22 protein-coding genes are annotated in these 22,364 nt (G+C 39.3%); 11 read left to right on the top strand and 11 right to left on the bottom strand.

Features of this window, described 5'->3' with window-relative positions; genetic code table 11:
* Window positions 1–164 precede the first annotated feature (164 nt).
* The 4 genes from O5635_RS08745 to O5635_RS08730 all read left to right on the top strand — a co-directional run bounded on the left by O5635_RS08745 (window position 165) and on the right by O5635_RS08730 (window position 3,695).
* The gene (locus O5635_RS08745; protein ID WP_036901240.1) at window positions 165–989 is read left to right on the top strand and encodes a cytochrome c oxidase subunit II; all 825 of its coding nucleotides are present in this window, start codon (window positions 165–167) and stop codon (window positions 987–989) included.
* Window positions 986–2,647, top strand: coding sequence for a cytochrome c oxidase subunit I (gene ctaD / locus O5635_RS08740; RefSeq protein WP_036901241.1), 1,662 nt, complete (start codon window positions 986–988; stop codon window positions 2,645–2,647). The genes O5635_RS08745 and ctaD overlap by 4 nt, the downstream gene beginning before the upstream one ends.
* Window positions 2,644–3,258 carry a cytochrome c oxidase subunit 3 gene (locus O5635_RS08735; protein ID WP_036901242.1) on the top strand — a complete coding sequence of 205 codons (615 nt, stop codon included), beginning with the start codon at window positions 2,644–2,646 and terminating at the stop codon, window positions 3,256–3,258. The genes ctaD and O5635_RS08735 overlap by 4 nt, the downstream gene beginning before the upstream one ends.
* Window positions 3,259–3,332: 74 nt before the next feature.
* Window positions 3,333–3,695 (top strand): AbrB family transcriptional regulator, encoded by a 363-nt coding sequence (locus O5635_RS08730; RefSeq protein WP_036901243.1) that lies wholly within the window; start codon window positions 3,333–3,335, stop codon window positions 3,693–3,695.
* Window positions 3,696–3,740: 45 nt separating this feature from the next.
* Here the strand turns inward: O5635_RS08730 and O5635_RS08725 are convergent, their stop codons facing one another.
* Window positions 3,741–4,406: a riboflavin synthase gene (locus tag O5635_RS08725; RefSeq protein WP_036901244.1), complete on the bottom strand. Its 666-nt coding sequence runs from the start codon at window positions 4,404–4,406 to the stop codon at window positions 3,741–3,743.
* Window positions 4,407–4,975: 569 nt separating this feature from the next.
* Between O5635_RS08725 and O5635_RS08720 the strand changes: the two genes are divergently transcribed.
* Window positions 4,976–6,109 (top strand): aldo/keto reductase, encoded by a 1,134-nt coding sequence (locus O5635_RS08720; protein ID WP_036901246.1) that lies wholly within the window; start codon window positions 4,976–4,978, stop codon window positions 6,107–6,109.
* Here O5635_RS08720 and O5635_RS08715 read toward each other — a convergent pair.
* Genes O5635_RS08715 through topA form a run of 5 tightly spaced genes read right to left on the bottom strand, consistent with a single transcriptional unit; the run spans window position 6,098 to window position 12,204 of the window.
* Window positions 6,098–7,102, bottom strand: coding sequence for an ABC transporter substrate-binding protein (locus O5635_RS08715; protein WP_036901247.1), 1,005 nt, complete (start codon window positions 7,100–7,102; stop codon window positions 6,098–6,100). The two genes, O5635_RS08720 and O5635_RS08715, sit on opposite strands and share 12 nt — an antisense overlap.
* 31 nt (window positions 7,103–7,133) lie before the next feature.
* Entirely contained in the window at window positions 7,134–8,306 is a 1,173-nt protein-coding gene (locus tag O5635_RS08710; protein ID WP_036901248.1) for a nicotinate-nucleotide--dimethylbenzimidazole phosphoribosyltransferase, read from the bottom strand.
* 15 nt (window positions 8,307–8,321) lie between these two features.
* Window positions 8,322–9,008 carry a DUF2232 domain-containing protein gene (locus O5635_RS08705; protein ID WP_052042845.1) on the bottom strand — a complete coding sequence of 229 codons (687 nt, stop codon included), beginning with the start codon at window positions 9,006–9,008 and terminating at the stop codon, window positions 8,322–8,324.
* Between the two features lie 5 nt (window positions 9,009–9,013).
* Entirely contained in the window at window positions 9,014–9,511 is a 498-nt protein-coding gene (locus tag O5635_RS08700) for a hypothetical protein (protein WP_269607496.1), read from the bottom strand.
* Window positions 9,511–12,204: a type I DNA topoisomerase gene (gene topA, locus O5635_RS08695; protein ID WP_036901249.1), complete on the bottom strand. Its 2,694-nt coding sequence runs from the start codon at window positions 12,202–12,204 to the stop codon at window positions 9,511–9,513. The genes O5635_RS08700 and topA overlap by 1 nt, the downstream gene beginning before the upstream one ends.
* A gap of 128 nt (window positions 12,205–12,332) precedes the next feature.
* Here topA and O5635_RS08690 point away from each other — a divergent pair, with 128 nt between their 5' ends.
* Window positions 12,333–13,904, top strand: coding sequence for an NAD(P)H-quinone oxidoreductase subunit N (locus O5635_RS08690; RefSeq protein WP_036901250.1), 1,572 nt, complete (start codon window positions 12,333–12,335; stop codon window positions 13,902–13,904).
* Complete coding sequence (locus tag O5635_RS08685) at window positions 13,897–14,595, top strand: ABC transporter ATP-binding protein (RefSeq protein ID WP_036901251.1); 699 nt, start codon at window positions 13,897–13,899, stop codon at window positions 14,593–14,595. The genes O5635_RS08690 and O5635_RS08685 overlap by 8 nt, the downstream gene beginning before the upstream one ends.
* Before the next feature lie 24 nt (window positions 14,596–14,619).
* Here O5635_RS08685 and O5635_RS08680 read toward each other — a convergent pair whose 3' ends face one another.
* Window positions 14,620–15,378, bottom strand: a complete 759-nt coding sequence (locus tag O5635_RS08680) for a biotin--[acetyl-CoA-carboxylase] ligase (RefSeq protein WP_052042744.1) — start codon at window positions 15,376–15,378, stop codon at window positions 14,620–14,622.
* Window positions 15,379–15,384: 6 nt separating this feature from the next.
* Window positions 15,385–15,726, bottom strand: a complete 342-nt coding sequence (locus tag O5635_RS08675) for a PspA/IM30 family protein (protein ID WP_052042747.1) — start codon at window positions 15,724–15,726, stop codon at window positions 15,385–15,387.
* Window positions 15,727–15,791: 65 nt separating this feature from the next.
* On the opposite strand from O5635_RS08675, the gene O5635_RS08670 reads away from it, so the two are divergent.
* Window positions 15,792–16,307: a DUF721 domain-containing protein gene (locus O5635_RS08670; RefSeq protein ID WP_036901252.1), complete on the top strand. Its 516-nt coding sequence runs from the start codon at window positions 15,792–15,794 to the stop codon at window positions 16,305–16,307.
* A gap of 12 nt (window positions 16,308–16,319) precedes the next feature.
* Here the strand turns inward: O5635_RS08670 and ubiE are convergent, their stop codons facing one another.
* Window positions 16,320–17,027, bottom strand: coding sequence for a bifunctional demethylmenaquinone methyltransferase/2-methoxy-6-polyprenyl-1,4-benzoquinol methylase UbiE (gene ubiE, locus O5635_RS08665; RefSeq protein ID WP_036901253.1), 708 nt, complete (start codon window positions 17,025–17,027; stop codon window positions 16,320–16,322).
* A gap of 52 nt (window positions 17,028–17,079) precedes the next feature.
* The gene (hisF, locus tag O5635_RS08660) at window positions 17,080–17,856 is read right to left on the bottom strand and encodes an imidazole glycerol phosphate synthase subunit HisF (RefSeq protein WP_036901254.1); all 777 of its coding nucleotides are present in this window, start codon (window positions 17,854–17,856) and stop codon (window positions 17,080–17,082) included.
* A 56-nt stretch (window positions 17,857–17,912) separates the two neighbouring features.
* Here hisF and O5635_RS08655 point away from each other — a divergent pair, with 56 nt between their 5' ends.
* From O5635_RS08655 to O5635_RS08645, 3 genes are read left to right on the top strand one after another with little or no spacing between them, the layout of a single operon-like run.
* On the top strand, window positions 17,913–18,137 hold the full coding sequence (locus O5635_RS08655; RefSeq protein WP_036901255.1) for a DUF2862 domain-containing protein: 225 nt from the start codon (window positions 17,913–17,915) through the stop codon (window positions 18,135–18,137).
* A gap of 11 nt (window positions 18,138–18,148) precedes the next feature.
* Window positions 18,149–19,099 (top strand): chlorophyll synthase ChlG, encoded by a 951-nt coding sequence (gene chlG, locus O5635_RS08650; RefSeq protein WP_036901256.1) that lies wholly within the window; start codon window positions 18,149–18,151, stop codon window positions 19,097–19,099.
* Entirely contained in the window at window positions 19,099–20,895 is a 1,797-nt protein-coding gene (locus O5635_RS08645; RefSeq protein ID WP_269607489.1) for a transglycosylase domain-containing protein, read from the top strand. The genes chlG and O5635_RS08645 overlap by 1 nt, the downstream gene beginning before the upstream one ends.
* A 14-nt stretch (window positions 20,896–20,909) precedes the next feature.
* Here O5635_RS08645 and O5635_RS08640 read toward each other — a convergent pair whose 3' ends face one another.
* On the bottom strand, window positions 20,910–22,241 hold the full coding sequence (locus O5635_RS08640; RefSeq protein WP_036901258.1) for a 16S rRNA (cytosine(967)-C(5))-methyltransferase: 1,332 nt from the start codon (window positions 22,239–22,241) through the stop codon (window positions 20,910–20,912).
* Between the last annotated feature and the right edge of the window lie 123 nt (window positions 22,242–22,364).

Genomic DNA, 22,364 nt, shown 5'->3' with positions numbered 1-22,364 from the left:
GTTAAATCTCCCATTCCTGACAGAACAATCAAAATCCAACTAATTCAAGGACAAAATCTCATACAAAAGAAAGAAAATCTATCAAAAAGAATCCTCTGGACAACATTGCATGCGCAAATCAAAAATTCTTAATAACCTGAAGATATACACTGAGCTTTGTATCGTTGTCCCCTACAGCTATATATACGATCCTAGCGAGTCTCATATTGACAATTGGAGGCATTTGGGTTGGTAACAACGTAAATCTGCTCCCTGTCGTCGCAAGCTCCAACGCCCCTATTTATGACGAACTCTTTAAAGTTCTCTTCATTATTGGAACAATTCTTTTTGTGGGGATGTTCGGACTTGTTGTTTATAGCCTTATAAAATTTCGGAGGAAACCTGGTCAAATTGGAGATGGGCTAGCTATTGAAGACAACCTTCCACTTGAAATTTTTTGGACAGCTGTGCCAGCAATAATAATATTATTTGTTGGCCTCTATAGCTATGACATATATGACCGAATGGGAGGAATGCAAACATTAACCCACGTAAATCATGATCAACATGCCATGGCCCCTGAAGAGAAAGTTTGGGGCGGGATAGGCTCATCATCATCACAAGGATTAATGCAAGAAGGAAGCTTGGGGACCATTCCTGTTGAAGTAACTGCAATGCAATTTGCTTTTCTTTTTCACTACCCAGCAGGGGATATTATTTCAGGAGAACTTCATGTACCTGTTGGTCAGCCAGTCAGTATGAAAATGGAGTCCAAAGATGTCATACATGCTTTCTGGGTACCTGAATTTCGACTTAAGCAAGATGTCATTCCAGGACAACCAACCATATTGAACTTTACTCCTACAAGGATAGGTAAATATCCGATTATTTGCGCTGAACTCTGTGGGCCATACCATGGAGGTATGAGATCAACAGTTGTAGTGGAAGATCCTGAAGACTACAAGAATTGGTACATGAAGAATTCAAAAAAGCCTAGTTTGGAAGCATGACACTCTCAATACCTCCTACAAAAACAAATAGTTCAGGTGGGCTTCAACCAACTGGGTGGCTCCGATACCTAAGTTTCAGCTTAGATCACAAGGTAATTGGTATCCAATATTTGGTTTGCGGCTTTATTTTCTATTTAATTGGTGGAGCACTAGCTAGTGCCATAAGAATTGAGTTGACAAGCCCCGTTTCAGACTTCATGGCAAGAGACGTATATAACCAAGTGCTAACTCTGCATGGAACAATCATGATATTTCTTTGGATAGTGCCGGTAGTAAATGGTGCCTTTGGTAATTATTTAATACCTTTTTTTGTAGGTGCTAGAGATATGGCTTTCCCGCGATTAAATGCCGTTGCATTTTGGTTAATTCCTCCAGCAGGTTTGATGTTGATAAGTAGTTATTTTATTAATGGTGCCGCACAATCAGGTTGGACGGCCTATCCACCTCTCAGCATTACTACACCAGCTGCTGGGCAAATAATCTGGATAGTAAGTGTATTGCTTTTAGGTGGTAGTTCAATATTTGGTGGCATCAATTTCATAGCAACTATTCTAAAGCTTCGCAGACCTGGTCTAAAGCTTATGCAATTGCCAATGTATTGCTGGGCAATGCTAGGGACAAGCATACTAGTGGTTCTTTCAACTCCTGTTTTGGCAGGAACATTAATCTTATTGAGCTTCGATATTGTTGCTCATACAGGTTTCTTTAACCCAACTCTTGGAGGCAACGTAATTGTCTATCAACATTTGTTCTGGTTTTATTCACATCCAGCTGTGTACATAATGGTCCTACCAGCATTTGGATTGGTCAGTGAAATACTTCCAGTGCATTGCCGAAAACCTTTATTTGGCTATACAACTATGGTTTATTCCATTATGGGAATTGTTGTTTTAGGATTAGTGGTATGGGCACATCATATGTTTACAAGTGGCACTCCTCCTTGGATGAGGCTTTTCTTTACCATTGCCACGGCATTTATAGCCGTACCAACTGGGATAAAGTTTTTCAATTGGGTGGCAACTCTTTGGGGTGGGAGAATCTCTCTTAACACAGCTATACTTTTTTCATGTGGTTTCATTGTAAATTTTGTACTCGGTGGGATTACTGGAGTTGCATTGGCTCAGGTTCCTTTCGACATCCATGTGCATGATACCTACTTTGTAGTTGCTCATTTTCATTACATAGTCTATGGCGGATCGGTTTTTGTAATATTTTCATCAATTTATCACTGGTATCCAAAGTTTACTGGACGGATGTTAAGCGAAAATATTGGGCGTCTGCACTTTATTATTACCTTTATTGGTTTTAATTTGTGCTTTGCACCTCAACATTGGCTAGGGCTGAATGGGATGCCTCGGCGCGTAGCAGAATATGATCCTCAATTCGCTTTTGTGAATCAACTCAGTAGTGCAGGTGCTCTATTGATGGCGATAAGTACACTGCCTTTCCTATGGAATGTTATTTATAGCGCATTCAAGGGGCCTATCGCAGGCGATAACCCTTGGGAAGCACTAACTCCAGAGTGGCTAACAAGCTCTCCTCCTCCTGTTGAGAACTGGAAAGGAGAAGCACCTCTAGTTACCAAACCATATGGGTATGGCCAAGTTGAAATCAATGCTAATTCTATCGCGAACAAATCTATCGAGGGTTCTGAATGACAACAATTGCTCCTTTAGAAGATAACTCTCCTGGTTCAACTACCGATCCCAAAAACTTAGAAGGTGAACATTCCGACCATAGATTATTTGGACTCATAGCTTTTTTAGTAGCTGATGGAATGACTTTTGCAGGTTTTTTTGCTGCGTATCTTACTTTTAAAGCAGTCAACCCATTACTACCTGGAGCGGTATACGAACTTGAGTTAGGACTTCCAACTATTAATACAATTTTATTACTAATAAGTAGCGCTACATTTCATCGCGCTAGTAAAGCATTGCAGAAAAAAGATGCGAAAGTCTGCCAACAATGGTTGCTGGTTACTGCAGGGCTAGGTTTAGCCTTCCTTGTGAGTCAAATGATTGAATATTTCAGCCTTCCCTTCGGCCTCACTGACAATTTGTACGCCAGTACTTTCTACGCCCTAACAGGATTTCATGGGCTGCATGTCACTTTAGGCACCTTGATGATTTTTATAATCTGGTGGCAAGCACGCTATCCGGGGGGCAGAGTTACCAGTACCAATAAATTCCCACTTGAAGCAGCTGAACTCTATTGGCACTTCGTAGATGGGATCTGGGTGATTCTCTTTATCATCCTTTACTTACTTTGATGAAGAAAATTGAAAGAGTTTTCTTGCCACAATCACAATTTGTCGTCAGAATTAATAGAAATTAAAACTGCCAAATGCTAGTAGGCAAGGAACTGCTCGACAAAGCCAGATCTTTAAGCTCTCATCCTGAAGATGAGATCGCAAGAGGTTGTGGTTACGTAGGCCCTAGTGGGAGGGTCCTCCGCAAAAGCTTCTATAGAGCCTTAGTGCAAGCGAAAGGATATAAATTACGCTCTAATGGCCCTGGCAGACCAGGGAATCGATCACCAAGAGGACGGCAAGCAGAGTTTAAAACTCGTGTTCATGGGAATGGGAACCTTCTAATAGGTCATGCCTATACAAAAAAACTTGGTCTTGTTCCAGGGCAAGAGTTTAGAATTGATGTAAAAAAAGATTCGGGAGCTATTAGCCTGCTCCCTTTGGAAAAGAAGAATTAAATCAAATTGATCATTAAGGGAAATATTTGATGGGTTGGCAAGGTTTTATTGCCAACCCTGTTCGCTTAGCCATTCTTTCGAAATATTTGGGTAATTGTTGTTTATATTGTCCCGAGTAGCAAGTTCCGATTTAGATAAAAGCCTTTCAGCATATTTAGCCATCAAATCAACTTCAAGGTTTACTAAATCTCCTACAAGCAAATGATTTAAGGAAGTATTGAACCAAGTGTGTGGTATTACCGCTATTGCAAATGAATTCGCATCTTGCAAGCTTTGCGATACAGTTAGACTAATCCCATTGACGGCAATACTTGCTTTTTCACAAATATATTTTGCATACATATTTTGCTGCAAATTAATTTGTAAATTCCAAGAATTTGGCAACGATTCTAGAGATTCAACCATACCTAAACCGTCAACATGGCCGCTTACCAAATGTCCACCCAATCGATCAGAAAGTCTAAGCGCAGGCTCGAGATTTACTAGCGCATTCTTCTCGGCTTTAAAGCCAAGGGTAGTTCTTTTTAAAGTCTCTTCACTTATATCAGCTAAAAATCCATTACCCCTACAAGAAGCAACTGTTAAGCAAACCCCATCTACCGCAACGCTATCACCAATGTTAATTGAGAAAGGCAAATCTTCACTTTCAACAAGAAGGCTTTCGCCTTGGGAACGAATTTTACCTACAGCTTGAACAATGCCTGTAAACATAAGATTAAAAAAACTGTGAAAAATGATTCATCCATTGATAAAAAAATAAGTTTTTTAAAAATGTTTGAAATGCAAATGACTGAATTAGTCTCAAATATTGCAATCTCTTGTCTAAGAGATTCTGGTTGGAGATGATTAAAAGCAAAGACAAATATTATCTATATAGATAAAGGCCAAGCTCCTAACCTCTCACGGGCTTGAGAACATTACCCCAAGAAAGGGCTCTGAAAGATGACTGAATAATGCCAATAATACAAGTAATTCATTTAAGAATGGCGAAACTACTTTTTGATTCAATAAAAAGAATGCCTTTCATTACTAACGCGGATACAAGCGACCCTTTTAAAAACAGCAACTATTGCAAAAAGAAAATTTACAGCCTATTGGATGAGAGTTCAACAGAAAATAATAAAATGGTTTGCTTTGAAAAAAATTATTTGCTCAAGTTTTCTAAATTCAAAAGTTTCCTCATTAGCAACTCTTTCATTAGAGCAGAAGAATTCCCTTCATTCCATATAAATGGAAGTGATGCCCCCTTACTCGGCTGAGTTTCAATCTCCCAAAAGATTATGAAAGTTTTTAAGAGACGTTTTGGGAAAGGAGTAAACGTAAGTTTATTCACATTAGGAACAATGCGAGTTGCTTCTTCGGAAGTAATGCTTTCCATACTCAAAGAAGCTCGCCTAGCCGGAATAAACCATATAGAAACCTCTCCTGCTTATGGTTTGACGCAAAAATTCCTAGGAGAGGCCTTGCAAAAGCTAAATAGTCAGCCAGCAAGATATCAACAGAAATGGGTCATTACAAGCAAAGTACTTCCAGGTATTAGTTTTATTAAAGGCCAAAAACAACTTAGGGACACTTTAAAGGACCTCCGCTTAGAAAGCATTGACAACCTAGCCGTACACGGCCTCAATCTTTGGGAGCATCTTCATTGGGCTATATATGGAGATGGGTTCAAGTTAATTCAATGGGCCCTAAGAAAGAACCTTGTCAAGCAATGGGGATTTACTTCTCATGGCTCTCAAGAACTTATTCAAGAAGCAATCAAAACTGGTCAGTTTAATTTCTGCAGTCTCCACCTTCACCTACTAGATCAAGAAAGAATTCCACTTGCACAACTTGCATTAAACTCAGGGATGGGAGTCATGGCTATTTCACCTGCTGATAAAGGTGGCCATTTACATTCACCTAGCAAAACATTAATCAAGGATTGTGCTCCAATACATCCATTGAAATTGGCATATAGGTATCTTTTATCGAATGGGATTAGCACATTAACTCTTGGAGCGAGTGGCCCTGAAGATTTAACACTAGCCAAAGAATTAAGTTCTTCCGATGGCAAATTGACCCAGGAAGAAGAAAGCGCTATTAAGAATCTTCAGACGGAAGGTAGACGTCGCCTAGGCAAAACATTTTGTGGACAATGTCGTGAATGTTTACCCTGTCCTAAAGAGGTCCCAATAACAGAAATTTTACGTTTAAGAAATTTGTCAATTGGCCATGACCTTCAATCATTTGCTAAAGAGAGGTACAACTTGATAGGCAAAGCTGGACATTGGTGGGAAAGATACAATGCCTCAGCTTGTGAAAGATGTGGTGAGTGCTTACCTCGATGCCCAAACAATTTAAAAATACCTGATCTTTTAGAAGAGACTCATAAAAAATTATTAGATAAACCTCTAAGAAGACTATGGGGCTGATTCATACCACCGCTCTTGGAGAGCTTGAATATTTTTTTTAGATACAGGTGGTATAGACCAAAGCCTTTGAAAATGTTCTTCTGTTGATAAAAAAGACAGTGCAGGAAGTTTTGGGAAAGAACTGGTTCCCTTAGATATTTCAGAATAAGAAAGAGGAGGGATCCAACCTCTAGAAATTAGTTTGCCCAATAATGGTAATGACCACATTTTGCGTACCCATGAATCAGGGAAATCTTCATTACTAGCTTTCGGCATAGTTAAAAACGTCCAATTTAAAGGTGCCCCCTCACGAGGAATTGCCACACTCAGTCGTGGATCACTCAAAAGCGCCGTCATGCAATATTGCAAGGGCAAGACAACAGCCTTTGCCCTACCAGATAAAACCCAATTCAAAGCATTTTTATCATCATATGTTTTAACTTGTTGTCTTAAACGTTTCAAGCCCTCGTTATAACTAATTCGATCAGCAATGGTCATTACAAGACGAGGGCTATTAGGCAACACCAAAGACCCTTTTAAATCTGATTCTAGTAAAACATCCCATGTCTCTTGTGCCTTATCTAGCAAGTAATCACCATTTCGGAAAAGCATTGCCCAAGGTGTAAAGCCTATAGGGAAGATTTTGGCTGAAAGTTCTGAACCAAAGCTTTGTGAAAAAATTATTGCCTCTTGATTTAATCGACGTCTAAGATGATTAACCTCTATTCGTTGAAAATCCTTAAAGGCTAATTCCTTCACCCACCCATCACCCAAAGCCAGCAAGTCAATATCTTTATCTACTATTAATTCATTTATATCTTTTGCAGAGTAAACTTCTAATAATTTAAAACGCCATCTTGATGGAAGGGATTTTAAAATATTTCCAGGCAAAACACCCAACGGAGATGTCAATACAGCTCTATTAGCCGTATTCCCAGAAGCCGAGAAGCTAAGGGCTGCAGACAAAATAGTCCCCCTTAGCAAGTCCCTTCTTGTTAGAATCCAATCTTTCATGATTTAGACCCTAAAAGTAAAGAGTACATAGCTAAGCACAATCGTTCAATTTATCAACTGCAGACTCACATTCTTCAAGTAATTGTTGACAACTGCTGCCATTAATTTGAGCTAGCAATGACAATGCTCCAGCCCCCACACCTTCTTTTACATAGCCAATTTCATAGTCAAGTAAAACTCTCTTAGTGCTTTTATCAAAGCGTAATCCAGTAGATAATCCAAGAATATTGACATTGTAATGAGCTCCTAAAAGATGTACTAAGCGAGGGAAGGAACTTTGCTTCTCTGAGCAAACAACAACTTCATCTGCAAGCCAAGAAGTTGTAGCAATAGAAATATCTTCAACAAAGCTCGCTCTTAATTCTGGATCAACCGTTGCTATAGCTAGCCCCAACACTGCCGCCATTTGACTACCTCCTCCTAACAGCACAGGAACCCCAGATTGCCTTGCGGCAATTAGTAAGCCTACAGAAAAAGCTTGGAATGGATCCCCTACAGCTGCCAATACATCCTTGGGAGAAGAAGACGCTCCTAAATTTGCCCGTGCCAAGCCTTTGGCAACTAAGTTATTTTTCAACTTCATGGGAGGATTGCGATGACTACCACTTATCAAATCACCAACCGCCATTCCCAATCCTGTCAATACAGCCAAAGCAGTAGTAGTTCCTCCAGGGACACATTCTGTTATTAGTAAAGGCTTTTGTAATGTCCGACCAATTTCAAAGCCTTGGTCCCACAAATTCTTTACACGATTGATATCCATTGCTTTACCTGTACTTAAACATTGAGCAGGACCTAAAGGCAAAGGCTCAATACTGAGATGTGGGAAGCAAGGCATATCTGTTAGGCCAATGGCTACAACAGTTGGTTCAAGACCCAGCAATTTTGAAGAGACATAGCTTATCAATGCTGGTGAAACCCCTGCAGGCAAAGGAGGTAAAGAAGTTTTCCTTGAAGGAGTTGGTCCATATAATAAAAGCTCTGCATCTGCGACAGCAGTAAACTTCCGAGAATCAGGTGTAGCCCCAGCGGCAGAAATACCTTTTACTTCTGCCGTTAACGAAGCTGATAACACTAAAAGAAATTCAATATCATCAATAGAGGATCTCCACTTTGCAATCCATCGATCAACAGCCAAAGGAGTGATACCAAACCCAAATGCTTTGCAACCCGACGGCAAACCTGAATAATAAGAATCTTCCAAATTAAAAAAGTTTAATTACGTAGACTCCCAACCAACAATCCCGTTTAGCAATCGTGGTGGATTTGGGATAGAAGCACTAAGCCGCGGAAAAACCCAGAAGGCCACAACATGTAAGGTCAGTACAAAAATAAATTCTTGCATAACAACCAATCCTAAAGCTACGAACTGAATAAGATTTAAATCTGGGATTAAAGCAATGTTAAACCAATCAATTAATCGTTCGAGCAAGATATATCCCGCACGTGTTATTACAATCCAGAGATTTTCTCCAACTAAAATTGATAGTAAAAATACTCTTATAAGAAATCCAATAGTTCCGATAAAAACACCAACACACCAACTCAACCACCAACTATAATTTTTACTCCAACTCCACCCCAACCAAACTGACAAAAAACCATACGGGAATAAAACCAAAGGACCTCTCACTGGTCCCATTAAGACAACTAAAAGCATTATCAATAGAGACAGTCCTTCCCAACCAGTTGAAGCCCCTCTCCTTACTTGCAAGAGCGCTAAAGGCAGAGGAAGAACAAGTCTAAAAAATGCGCCCCCAACAGGTAGATAGTAAAGTGCTATCCAAATTAATGCAGTAGCCGAGGTTAAATAGGACGTCTCTATTAATTTAATAGATTGTCCTCTTGAAACTAATTTAGAGGGATTGCGATCCTGAGTATTCCTATACCTTCCAAATCTTTTCAAAACTTTCACCTTTTGATTGATTTTAAGTTAAGAGGTGAGGAACTATTGTCAAAACGTTCGATTCTTTCAACCTCAAACATGACACCAGCATCCCTTAATGCTCTTGTTAGCGCTTCTGCAGGTGCAGATGGATCAGAGCCCGAAAGACGAATAATAATTCTATATGGTTGAGGTTTGTAATTAAATCTTTTATTCTTGATCTTGGTTGCTTTCTGTACCTTTGCTTTGACAGGTTTGTCTTTTTCAGAAGTAATTTTTTCAGCAGTTAAAATATTTCTAGAAAAACCTTGCTTGCCATTGGCTTTCTTAAGCACCTTATTATTGGAAGTTAGATTTTGATTTTGTCTATCTACAGTAGGCTTAGAATTTGAAGTTACCTCAATAGGTGTGTCAAAGCTATTAGAAAGCTTTTTACCCCATTCAGAATCTGCACACGCTTGTGTCAGAAGAAATGATGACAACATGCAAATAACTGGAAGAAAGTTCTTTTTTAAATCAATCATTAATTATTATCTTTTTTAATAACTCTTACAGCACTAGCCCTTAGACGACCAGATTTTGTCGTCGAAGGTTTTTTTGGACTAGCCTTTGATGTACTTTTTACACTTTTTTTCGCTGTAGCTTTCTTTCTCGTTTTAGTCTTCTTTGTTGAAAGTTTAGCTTCTAATAATACTAGAGCTTCTTCAAGAGTGATTTCTTCAGCCGTTTTACCTTCTGGCAAGGAGGCATTCGTTTTCCCTTGTTTTACATACAAGCCATAAGGGCCATCATAAACTTGTATCTTTTCTTTTCCTCCTTTAGGAATACCAAGGTCTTTAAGAGCCGTTCTTCCACCTCTGCCACGCTTAGGCATTTCTAATAGCTCAAGAGCTCTTTTGAGATCTACTTCCAACACATCATCTTCTCCTTTAATTGATCTGTAATCCTTCTCTCCTTTACCTTTATTCCAAACTATATAAGGTCCAAAACGTCCTAGTCCTGCAGAGATTTTTCCACCATCTGGATGTTCACCAAGTGGACGAGGTAGTTTTAATAAGCCAAGTGCTTCATCAAGAGTTAACTCTTCTGGTTTAGAGCCTTTAGGCAAGGAAGATCTCTTAGGTTTAGGTACTTCCTCAGTAACTCGTCCTCTTTGCACATAAGGGCCATATTGACCAAACAGCAAATATATCTCTTCTCCAGTTTCTGGGTCCTTACCTAGAGGGTCTGGGTGGTCTGACTTCTGCTTAAGTATCAATTCGGCCTTCTCTTCATCCAAGTCAGCTGGATTAGTCTCCTGAGGCAATGTGGCCTTAATTAATTCTTCTTTGCCGTCATCATCTAATCTTCTGGATTCCAAATAAGCACCAAATCGGCCAATGCGAACAACGCATTTTAAGCCTTCTAATTCAATTGTCCTTGATAGGCCTGGGTCGATATCACCTTCTTTCTTCTCAACTTGTGTTTCCAGTCCTTTGGCCCCTTTATAAAAACCATCTAAGTATGGTAGCCATTCAACTTTACCTGTCGAAATTTCATCCAAAGTGGATTCCATCCTAGCGGTAAATTTGGTATCAACTAAATCAGGGAAGTGTTCCTCTAGCAGAGCTGTTACGGCGAATGCCGTAAAGCTTGGTATCAAAGAATTATTTTGGAGAGAAGAATATCCTCGATCAACAATAGTTCCAATAATACTTGCATAAGTAGAGGGCCTTCCTATACCTTCACTCTCCAGCATTTTTACTAATGACGCCTCGCTAAAGCGAGGTGGTGGTAACGTTTGATGCGAGATAGACTCAATCTTGTTGACAATTGGAATATCACCAACAACTATTTTAGGCAAAAGGACTTCTTGACCTTCGAGTGCTGCTTCAGGGTCGTCATTGCCTTCAACATATGCTCTGAAGAAACCGGGAAAATCAATCCTCTTACCAGATGAGCGGAAAACTGCTTCCCCAGCGGTGATTTCAACAGCAATCATAGTCAAACGTGCTTCTGCCATCTGACTCGCAACAGTTCGTTTCCAAATCAACTCATAAAGAGCCAAGTCGCGGCCATCCAAGCCTGTCTCGTCTGGCATCTTAAAAATTGCACCTGCTGGTCGAATAGCTTCATGTGCCTCTTGAGCATTTCTGGATTTATTACTGAATTGTCGAACTTGCTTGCTTAAGTAATCTTTTCCATATCTAGATTCCACGCATGTCCTTGCTGCACTAATTGCTTGTTCAGATAAATGAACTGAATCTGTTCGCATATAAGTAATAAAACCTCTCTCATATAAACCTTGTGCGCAACGCATTGTTTCCCTAGTAGAAAGCCTAAGTTTTCTATTTGACTCTTGCTGCAGGGTACTTGTAGTAAATGGTGGGACTGGCCTCCTAATTGAAGGTTTTTCTTCAACAGAAGTTACTTCCCATCTGCTTGAACTAAGAGTCCCTTCAAGATCTTTTGCTTCTTTTTCTCCAATCAAGCGTACATGGCTACCTTGTTTGATGAATCCAGTGGAATCATCAAAATCAATTCCACTTGCTATTTTTTGGCCTCCCAAGGTGATTAACTTGGCGTCAAAAGGACTCCCATGGTTTTGCAAAGAAGTCTTTAAATCCCAATAATTTGCAGTCCGAAAAGCTCTTCGTGCTCTCTCTCTTAAAACTAAAAGCCTTACAGCAACAGACTGAACCCTACCCGCAGAGAGCCCCCAAGCAACTTTTTTCCAGAGTAAAGGAGAAAGAGTATAGCCAACTAAACGATCAAGAATCCTCCGAGTCTCTTGAGCATGAACCAGCTCCATATCAAGATCTCTAGTTTGCGTAAGAGCCTTTGAAATAGCATCTTTGGTTATTTCATGAAAAACCATCCTCTTTACTGGAACTTTTGGGTTCAGTAATTGCATTAAATGCCAGCTAATACTTTCGCCTTCGCGATCTTCATCAGTTGCAAGCAAAAGCTGATCAGCTTCCTTTAAAGCAGATTTGAGTTCCCTAACAATTTTCTTTTTATCTTTTGGAACTACATATAGCGGTTCAAAATCAGCAGTTGTATTCACTCCTAAATTTGCCCATTTTTCCCCTTTCTGAGCAGCAGGAATTTCACTTGCATTATTTGGGAGATCTCTGACATGCCCCATAGAGGCAACCACTTTAAAGTCTTTTGGCAAGAAGCTTTTAATAGTTCTTGCCTTTGTTGGACTTTCTACGATGACCAGAGCTTGCGCCACAAGCAGATAATAAACTATTCTTCTTCTTTATCGCATCATCAGGCCAAGTGCATAGATCATGTTGATATCTAAGGCATAATTCATAACATCGCTAGAGTTTGAAGACCTGGTATTTTTCTTTGTAAACCATGCCCGATATGGGTGCAATCCTGATCACATCTCAATCCATTGCTGAGCCTACAGAGCTTTTAAGCCTTTCTCTTAATGCATCTGCTGTTGCTCCAGAAGGCTTTGTCCTTTTAGCTTTGATTGGGACATTAATAGTTGATCTAGCCGGAGAAGAGACCGCAGCAAAATGGGCACCACCGATATGTTATTCGGGATTAATTGCTGCATTAATACTACTTTCAATTCAATGGAATTCCACAGCAGAAAGCTCATTCCTAGGTGCATTTCTTGCAGATAATTTGGCCATTGCATTCAGAGCAGTTGTTGCACTTTCAACTCTTATTTCTTTACTAATTAGCTGGAGATATGCAGAGAAAAGTGGAAGTCCTATAGGCGAATATGCAGCAATACTTCTAGCCGCAACCCTTGGAGGCATGCTGCTTTGCGGGTCAACGGATCTAATTAGTATTTTTGTTTCTCTAGAAACTCTTTCAGTGGCGAGCTATCTCTTATCTGGATACATGAAAAGGGATCCCAGGAGCTCAGAAGCAGCCCTTAAATACCTTTTAGTTGGATCTGCAGCTGCCGCTGTGTTTTTGTATGGTGCATCCCTTTTGTACGGGCTGAGCGGGTCAACGAATCTTGAAATAATTGGTATTGCGCTTGTTAATAGCCCTACTCCATTAGCTGCATTAGCACTCGTTTTCATACTTGCAACGGTTGCTTTCAAAATTGCTGCTGTACCTTTCCACCAATGGACTCCAGACGTATACGAAGGTTCTCCTACACCAGTTGTAGCATTTCTATCCGTCGGATCTAAAGCAGCTGGGTTTGCACTAGCAATAAGATTATTAGTTGGCTGCTTTAATGCTTTTGATGCTGAATGGAAACTACTATTTACTGTTTTAGCGGTATTAAGCATGAGCTTAGGCAACATTGTTGCTCTGGCTCAAACCTCAATGAAAAGGATGTTGGCATATAGCTCTATTGGTCAAGCAGGCTTTGTGATGATTGGCCTTGTATGTGGAACAGAAGATGGATATGCCGCCATGGTTCTATATATGGCTGCATATTTGTTTATGAACCTCGGTGCTTTTGCATGCATAATCTTATTTTCACTTAGAACAGGAAGTGATCGAATTGCTGATTATGCTGGCCTTTATCAAAAGGATCCTCTAATCACTCTAGGGTTAAGTCTTTGCCTCCTTTCCCTTGGTGGTATACCTCCGATGTTGGGCTTTTTTGGGAAAATATATCTTTTCTTTGCAGGTTGGGCAGATGGGCAATATTTGTTAGTAATTGTCGGTCTAATCACTTCTGTAATCTCAATTTATTACTATATTTCAGTAATAAAAATGATGGTAGTAAAAGAACCTCAAGAGGCTTCAGAATTAGTCAAGTCATATCCGTTAATACAATGGAAAACCTTAGGTCTGCCCCCTCTTAGATTTGCTCTGTTGACATGTGTTTTAGCTACGGCAATTGGAGGAGTTCTGTCTAACCCACTCTTTCAATGGGCTAACAGTGCTGTCGCAGGGACACCTATCCTTCAACAAGCCTTGGCTCTAGCTGATAAAAGCACCATTGGATAATCAAACAATCATTCATACTCCTGTAGCCAAGCTTAGAAATGTCTGCAAGTTTTATGGACAAGGTGATTTACTTGTAAAAGCACTTGATGAAATCAATCTAGAAGTAAATAAGGGTGATTATGTAGCTGTAATGGGCGCCAGTGGCTCTGGCAAAAGTACTGCAATGAATATTTTGGGATGCTTGGATAGACCAACCCATGGTAATTATTTGCTTAATGGGCTTAGTGTTGAAAAATTAGATGATGATGCCCTCGCAGATTTGCGCAATCAAGAACTAGGGTTTGTTTTTCAGCAATTTCATCTCTTACCTGACGCTACAGCATTGGAAAATGTAATGCTGCCAATGATCTATGCCTGCGTAGAGGAGTCAACCCGTTCGGAATTGGCCAAGGAGGCATTAGATAGAGTTGGGCTAACTGGGAGAATACAAAATTATCCGAATCAACTTTCTGGGGGACAACAACAGCGAGTTGCGATAGCAAGAGCAATTATCAATCAACCCTCGTTACTTCTAGCAGACGAACCAACTGGAGCACTGGATTCAAATACAACTGAAGATGTTCTCAAACTATTTGATGATTTACACTCACAAGGTATAACAGTCGTTCTGGTTACTCATGAAGATGAAGTTGCAAATAGAGCTCATAAAATAGTGAAGTTTAAAGATGGGAAAATAATAAGTATTTCTTAGAAATGGCCTTCAAGTAATGGATTTTTATTCCCATCTACTTAATGATTTAGATTGAGAGCCACGTCTTAATCTTAATGAACCATTTTCATTAAACCCTTCAATTTTCCATATGCAACCTGTGCTCTTTTCTTTATATTGATTAGACCAAAGCAACTCTGAAGCTTGCTTACAAAGTTTTTCTTGATCTTTTAAAAGTGATAATACTTCTTCTAAAACTATTAATACTTCTGCAGTCCATAGTTCCTTTGATAGATTTTTTCTCCCAAGGATCTGCCTTAAAGAGATACCACTTTTAGGAACCTGATTTAATACATTCAACCCAATACCTATCCTTACAAATTTCAAGTTACTACCGCGAATAATTAATCTAGGCAAAAAGCCTGCTAGTTTTCTATTTTGAACAAGTAAGTCATTGGGCCATTTAATTTTAGCTGGCACACAATTCTGGTGAAGTTTTTTAGCGAGCGCAACTGAAATAGCTAAACCAAATAGCTCAGTTGATTGAGGATTCTCTCTAAGAGGAATTGCGACACTAACCCACACACCTCCCTTAAGAGAATTCCATGTGCGGCCATATTGACCCCTTCCATAAGATTGGCGTTCTGCCAAAAAGGCACGAGGGTAATTTTTATTCAAAGGCTTTTGATTAAGCCATTTGGAAAGCTCAATTTCCGTGCTACCACAAACTGGTTTAGATCTTATATGCCATTGTAGTTTTGAGGATTTTATTTTTAAGAAATAGGCTACAGCTCCTGCACCTTTCTGTTGAATAAGTTTCAACATTTTGGCCTATAGTTCTTGACTTTTAATCTGAATAGGTAAGTTTACAAAAGTTTCTTGGAATCTTTTACGTCTAATAAGAACTTCCCTAGCAAGACCTTCATCACCTTTCTGAATAGCTTGTTCTAATCTCTGATACCAGACCTGAACTTGTTGTTGAGAATGATCTGCTTGCTTAGATAATCGTTTCTGACTTGTAATTGCCATTGCAACAGCTTGGCGAAGCTTTTCAAGATCAGCTTGCACATCAATAACTGCCTGATCAAGAATCTTCCCAGGCCCCTCTGCAGTATTAACAACCTGATTCACGTTGCCTCGCAAAAATCGGCTAAGCCTTTCAAAAAATCCCATAGGACATTAATGAAGCCCTTCACAAGGCTAACTATCCTTGCACATTCTTCCCTTAAAATTAGTGAATGAATTTCTCACATTATCAACAGTTAACCAATCTCAAAGAAGAAGAGCGCCTGACAAAGGGAGATTTAATAAATTGCCCTTCATCTCTTTCAAGCTGCCTTGATAATCTGCAAAACGATTTCAAAAGAAACAAGCGAATTGCATCTTTATGGCAAGACTGGCCAAAAATAGCCGGCAAGGACCTTTCATTACATTGCAAACCCTTAAGTATTAATAGGGGTGTTCTGACAATTGGAGCAAGTCATCCTCAATGGATACAAGCTCTAATTTTTAATAAAACTCAATTATTGGCAGCTCTGAAAGCTAAAGGGCATGAAGTTAAATCTCTTAAAATTCAAAGCCACTATGTAATTAAAGCTGACGAAAAACAGACTGAACAAACTATATGGAAAAATCATCCAAGCAGAATTGATATTCATGGAATAAAAACTTGCGTTTATTGCAACCGCCCATCACCAGCTGGTGAAATTTCTTTATGGGGTAAATGTAGTCTGTGTAGAAGGAAAGAATTATAAATAAAAGAATTCTCACTTATCATTAACAAGCAGCAAAATACCCATTTGTCCACCAGCTATAACCCTATATGATGCTTTTTGAAAGCCTAGATTAAGTGCTATTTTTTCCTGCTCAGATCCATTTGGAAAGTTCTTTAGGCTCTCTTCGAGATAAGAGTATTGCTCATGAAGTCCAAGTATAGAAGCTATAGGAACAACAAATTTGCGCAGGTAAAATCTTTGAAAATGAAAGCTTGTAGAGCCTTCAATTGTACGATTAAAATCAAGCAAACCAGCTCTAGATCCTGGTTTTAAAAGTCTTTTTATCTCTCTTAAGCCATGTTCAGGAGCCGATAGATTCCGCAAACCATATGCCATAACAATACCATCGAACTCATTTTGCTGAAGTCCACTATTTAAAACATCAGCTTTAAGCCATGTTATTGATTGCAGAGATTTTTTAAAAGCTCGTTTTTTTGCAAAATTTATTTGCTCTGGAGAAAAATCTACACCTATTATACTTCCTGTATTTCCCAATCTGCTAGACAAATAAATACTCAAATCTCCAGTCCCGCAACAAAGATCTAACCATTTTTCACCTATAGATGGTTGCAGCAAATTCAAAAGCTGTTTTTTCCATAACCTATGTAAACCAAAGCTAAAAATATCATTTAATATGTCATAGCTTGGGGCTACGCTATTAAATAACTGCTTAACCAACAAAGGATCTCTATATCTCATCTTTAACAATCCAAATTAGAAATAGGTCTATATAGGTAATACATGAAAATCATTAAAAGTCTTCTATCGGTCTAATTAATAATTTCTTAGCAAGCAAATAATACTTAATTTCTTTAATAGTTAATTCACCGTCATGAAGAAGTGATGCCAAAAGGGCTGCCGAAGCTTTTCCCATCTCAAAAGCCTCATAAATATCCTCTAAAGAACCTGCTCCCCCAGAAGCAATAACTGGTATTTGCACACTTTCAGAAATAGCTCTTGTTAGTTCAAGATCATATCCATTTTGCGTCCCATCTCCATCCATGGAAGTAAGCAATATCTCCCCCGCACCTAGCTCAGAGACCCTCTTTGCCCATTGCACTGCATCTAAGGATGTGTTTTTTCTACCCCCATTAACAAAAACATCCCATCCTCCTTCGTTTTTATTCCTACGTTTTGCATCAATAGCCACAACGATGCATTGAGAGCCAAATTGGCTAGCACCTTTTGCTATTAATTCTGGGTTCTTTACAGCAGAAGAATTTAAACTTATCTTATCCGCACCAGCCCGTAAAAGATCTGTTATACCCTCAATAGAAGCAATACCCCCTCCAACAGTGAACGGTATCGTTACAGACTCAGCTGTTCTTTTAACAATATCAAGTAAAGTAGATCTTCCTTCATAACTAGCCGCTATATCTAAAAAAACCAATTCATCAGCCCCTGACTGGCTATACCTACAAGCCAGCTCTACAGGATCCCCTGCATCCCTAAGACCTACAAAGTTCACACCTTTTACAACTCGCCCCTTCGCAACATCAAGACAAGGAATTAATCGAAGTGCGACCATAGTTAGTAAATTACAGTGACTGTTAGTGTTGCCACTACACCTAAGCCTTGAAGGCCATGCCTCAATCAGTAAACCTTACAAGAATCGGCTCCCGAATCAAGATTGATTTGGAAAAAGTCCGTGATCGAATCCCTGGGAAATTAATTGAGAAGCTCAATAAAGACCCCAGAGGTACTGTTTTAGATTACAAAATGACTGATGGAGGGGGTGTAGGAGTAGTAGTGAAATTCAATGATGGATCAAAGAGCTGGTTCTTTGATAACGAATGTGGACGTGGTTGAGGTTTTGAAAAGTGAGTGACGCCCGCCAGCTTCTTGGAATCAAAGGAGCAAGTGAAACAAAAAACTCTTGGAAGTTGCGTTTGCAACTCATGAAACCTATTACTTGGATCCCATTGCTATGGGGAGTAATTTGTGGAGCAGCCGCAAGTGGAAACTACCATTGGACACTAAGCAATATTGTTGCTTCATTAGCCTGCATGATTATGAGTGGCCCTCTCCTCGCTGGATACACTCAAACTATTAATGATTACTATGATCGTGAAATAGATGCAATTAATGAGCCCAATCGACCTATCCCTTCTGGGGCAATATCACTTACACAAGTAAAGTTACAGATTTGGATCCTTTTACTATTAGGTTTAATTGTTGCTTACGGACTAGATCTATGGGCCAAACACTCAACTCCATCAGTTCTATTGCTTGCATTAGGTGGGTCTCTTGTTAGTTATATTTATTCAGCACCACCGCTTAAGCTCAAGCAAAATGGATGGATTGGCAATTATGCATTAGGTGCTAGTTACATAGCGCTTCCATGGTGGGCAGGGCAAGCGCTTTTTGGGCAGCTTACCTGGACAACTGCAATCTTAACTCTTGCTTATAGCTTGGCTGGTTTGGGTATAGCTATAATTAACGACTTCAAAAGTGTAGAAGGAGACAAAGCTCTTGGATTGCAATCATTACCTGTAGTTTTTGGTATAAGAAATGCAAGTTTTATTAGCGCAGGGATGATTGACATTTTTCAATTGGCCATGGTTGTAGTACTAATTATTATTGGTCAACACTTAGCCTCAGTCATTTTAATTCTACTGATTATTCCTCAAATTACTTTTCAGGATATTTGGCTATTGAATAACCCCTTGAAATATGATGTCAAATATCAAGCAAGTGCTCAGCCATTCTTAATCCTGGGGATGCTAGTCACAGCTTTAGCGATAGGGCACAGTCCTCTTAGTAGTTTTTAGTGAGAAGGGGCATATCTGCATTTTTTGCAATAGCTATAGGCTCTTTTACCTTTGGATCAGTAATAGGTTTTGCAGAACAATTTATATCAAATTCAATAGATTCAGCTCTCCCTGAGCCTAAGAAAATAAATTTCTTTAGCAGACCAGGAACGATTACTTTGCTTTCAGCTAATGGTCAAATAATTCAAAAACTTGGTCCAGTTACTCGTCAAAAAATAAAGTCAGGCAAGATGCCAAAACTTGTCAAAGAAGCTTTTATAGCAGCCGAAGATCGGAGATATTACTCACATCAAGGTGTTGATTTATGGGGTATTGGAAGAGCTTTGCTTACTAATATTGAACAAAGGAAAGTGGTTGAGGGGGCAAGCACAATCACGCAACAACTTGCAAGAATAGTTTTCCTGAGTCAGGAGCGGACCTATACAAGAAAATTAAAAGAAATTGCACTTGCATATAAATTAGAACGTCATTTTACTAAAGAAGAAATCCTAGAAAAATATCTTAATAATGTATACCTTGGATCAAATGCTTATGGAATCGCCGATGCATCATGGGTATACTTTTCAAAAACACCTGATTTATTAACAATTGAAGAAGTAGCTTTAATTGCAGGACTACCTGCAGCCCCTTCTTTATATTCACCGTTAATAAATAGTGATTTAGCAATAAATCGAAGAGCTACTATTTTAAAAAGAATGCACTATCAAGGATTCATCTCTGATGATGAGTTGTCTAAAGCCTTGCGATCTCCTCTTAGCCTAAGTCCTTCTTTCCCAAAATACTCTAAAAGTAGAGCTCCTTTTTTTACAAGTTGGATTAAGCAAAGACTTCCTAACCTTCTATCAAAAGAAGAAATGGAAATTGGAGGGCTAACAATTAAAACTAGTCTTAATCTGGAATGGCAATTAAAAGCAAGACAGGTTTTACGTAATCACAGCCCAGGCACTCGGCAAGGAGCAATAGTATCCATTGAGAACAACACTGGTCTTATTAGAGTATTGATTGGGGGTAAAGACTTTGATAAAAGTCAATTCAACAGAGCGACCCAAGCATATCGATCCCCAGGTTCTACTTTTAAAGTTTTTCCATACGCGGCTGCAATCCAAGAAGGATTCATGCCTGAAGACTTGCTATTTGATACACCAAGATGCTGGTATGGGTATTGCCCGAAAAATTTCGGGGGTAGATACTATGGAGAAGTCTCCATCAAGGAGGCTTTTATTAAATCCCTGAATACAGTTGCAGTAGACCTTCTCGCAAAAGTCGGGTTTAAAAAAGTCATTTCCTTAGCCAATCAACTTGGTGTTGGCAATGAGGTAAAACTAGGAGAATTTTACCCTTTAGCTATTGGTGCATACGAAGAGAATCTGCTCAACATGACAAGTGCTTATTCTGGGATAGCCAATAACGGGCTATATCATAGCCCCTCTCCTTTAGTAGAAGTGCGAGGTCCTGCTAACGAAGTGATTTTTGGGAAACATCTACAAAAGTCACAAGGACAAAGAGTTCTTTCTCCTCAAGTCGCAAAAATCATGAACACACTGCTAAGAAAAGTTGTGAGTGAAGGTACTGGAAAAGCCGCATCCTTAAAAAATATAGATGTAAAAGGGAAAACAGGTACATCCGAAGGAGGAAGAGATCTCTGGTTTATTGGGTCCATACCACAATTAACAACTGGTATCTGGTTGGGGTATGATAACAATAAGCCTACTAATAGTAGCAGTGGTGAATCAGCATTGATTTGGAAAATATTTATGCGCGAAATCCTAGAGTCTTCTACAGACAAACCTGGCTGAGGGTATAAAGAAAGTTACTTGTATTCTATTACTGCAGCAAAAAAACCATCCCCAAGTTTCGTAGGGTCTGGCCAAATTTGTTTTTGATACGTAAGCCTCATTCCTAAATTCGATTGAACAAATCTTTGAATCTGATTGAAATTCTCATCCGGATGAATAGTGCATGTAGAGTAAACAATTTTGCCACCAGGCATTAATAACTTAGACAACGATCGCAACAGGCTAGCTTGCAATAGGGTTAATTCATGAATTTTTGGTGGGGTTATTCTCCATCGTGCATCAGGATTTCTCGCTAATGTCCCCAAGCCAGAGCAAGGTGCGTCAATTAAAATCCTATGGAAATAATTTTTCCAATGGGGCTTCACATCAAGAAGCGAAGAAGCATCATACAAAAAACAGTTCAAAGAAGTCAAGCCTAATCTGGCTGCATTAGCAGCTACTTTCTGTAGACGTTTAGCCGATCGATCCACAGCCCATATCTCTCCGTCATCATTAATCAATTCCGCAAGATGAGTTGCTTTACCTCCTGGAGCGGAGCAGGCATCAAGAATCCTTTCTCCTGGCTGAGCCTCTAGCAATGGAGCAATCCACTGTGAAGATCTGTCTTGAACAGACCAGTACCCCTCTACATATCCCGGCCAACAACTAACATCACCAAAACTAGACGTGATGTGTAAGCCATCAGGGCAATCATTAATTTGCGAGCTTTGAATCCCTCTCTTCTCAAACTTTTCTTGAATAGTCTTGATAGTTGCTTTACAGCGATTAACCCTCAAGTCCAAGGAAGGTACTTGATTAAAAGCTTTTGCAATGCACTTTGCACCTTCGGATCCTCGCCAAACAATTAATTCCTTTGCGAGCCAACTTGGAACAGAGAACTCTTGTGCCAAATGCTCTTCAAAATTCTTTTTAGGTGGTAGCAGTTGGCCTGAATCTCGACTTCTGATCGCATTTCGAAGTATTCCATTTACTACTGAAGAAAGACTTGCTATATCACTTTTCTTTGCAAGCTCAACAGTGGTGTTAACTATGGCTGACGCAGGGACACGTTCCATTTTAAAAATTTGATACAGTCCAATATGAAGTAGCCATCGAAGCCTGGGTGGCTGACGTTCCGCTGAGACCTTTGCTAAATGATCAATCCAACTATCTAGGTATTTCCGTTGACGAATAGCTCCATACGCAATCTCTGTTGAGAGTGCTTTATCAGCTGCTTTCATGGCATGGTTCTTTAAAGTTTTGTCAAGAGCAAAATCTGCATAAGCTCCAGCGGCAACTGCCTCTAAGACTTTCCAAGCAACAAATCTTGATAACAAACCATTTTTAGAAGTTTCAGTTTGGATCAATCAACCTCCTTTGCTATACCTATTTTTTTAAATGTAGAAAAAATTCTTCCTGGTTTCTACAAAATCATATAGAAGTAATTAACTCAAATTGTAATAACAATTCTTTTAAACAAAATTATTAGC

The organism is Prochlorococcus marinus str. MIT 0919, from assembly GCF_027359375.1.
GTDB lineage: Bacteria > Cyanobacteriota > Cyanobacteriia > PCC-6307 > Cyanobiaceae > Prochlorococcus_D.
The sequence above is the reverse complement of the archived record's forward strand: the minus strand, read 5'-3'. Positions and strand labels throughout refer to the sequence as shown.

Coding starts and splice junctions, on each gene's coding strand:
- ubiE (WP_036901253.1), bottom strand. CDS start 17,027: ATGAGATATAGAGATCCTTTGTTGGTTAAGCAGTTATTTAATAGCGTA.
- O5635_RS08655 (WP_036901255.1), top strand. CDS start 17,913: ATGCCTCAATCAGTAAACCTTACAAGAATCGGCTCCCGAATCAAGATT.
- O5635_RS08700 (WP_269607496.1), bottom strand. CDS start 9,511: ATGATTGATTTAAAAAAGAACTTTCTTCCAGTTATTTGCATGTTGTCA.
- hisF (WP_036901254.1), bottom strand. CDS start 17,856: ATGGTCGCACTTCGATTAATTCCTTGTCTTGATGTTGCGAAGGGGCGA.
- O5635_RS08725 (WP_036901244.1), bottom strand. CDS start 4,406: ATGTTTACAGGCATTGTTCAAGCTGTAGGTAAAATTCGTTCCCAAGGC.
- O5635_RS08675 (WP_052042747.1), bottom strand. CDS start 15,726: ATGGGATTTTTTGAAAGGCTTAGCCGATTTTTGCGAGGCAACGTGAAT.
- ctaD (WP_036901241.1), top strand. CDS start 986: ATGACACTCTCAATACCTCCTACAAAAACAAATAGTTCAGGTGGGCTT.
- O5635_RS08720 (WP_036901246.1), top strand. CDS start 4,976: ATGAAAGTTTTTAAGAGACGTTTTGGGAAAGGAGTAAACGTAAGTTTA.
- O5635_RS08735 (WP_036901242.1), top strand. CDS start 2,644: ATGACAACAATTGCTCCTTTAGAAGATAACTCTCCTGGTTCAACTACC.
- O5635_RS08670 (WP_036901252.1), top strand. CDS start 15,792: ATGAATTTCTCACATTATCAACAGTTAACCAATCTCAAAGAAGAAGAG.
- O5635_RS08730 (WP_036901243.1), top strand. CDS start 3,333: ATGCTAGTAGGCAAGGAACTGCTCGACAAAGCCAGATCTTTAAGCTCT.
- O5635_RS08680 (WP_052042744.1), bottom strand. CDS start 15,378: ATGTTGAAACTTATTCAACAGAAAGGTGCAGGAGCTGTAGCCTATTTC.
- O5635_RS08715 (WP_036901247.1), bottom strand. CDS start 7,102: ATGAAAGATTGGATTCTAACAAGAAGGGACTTGCTAAGGGGGACTATT.
- O5635_RS08690 (WP_036901250.1), top strand. CDS start 12,333: ATGCCCGATATGGGTGCAATCCTGATCACATCTCAATCCATTGCTGAG.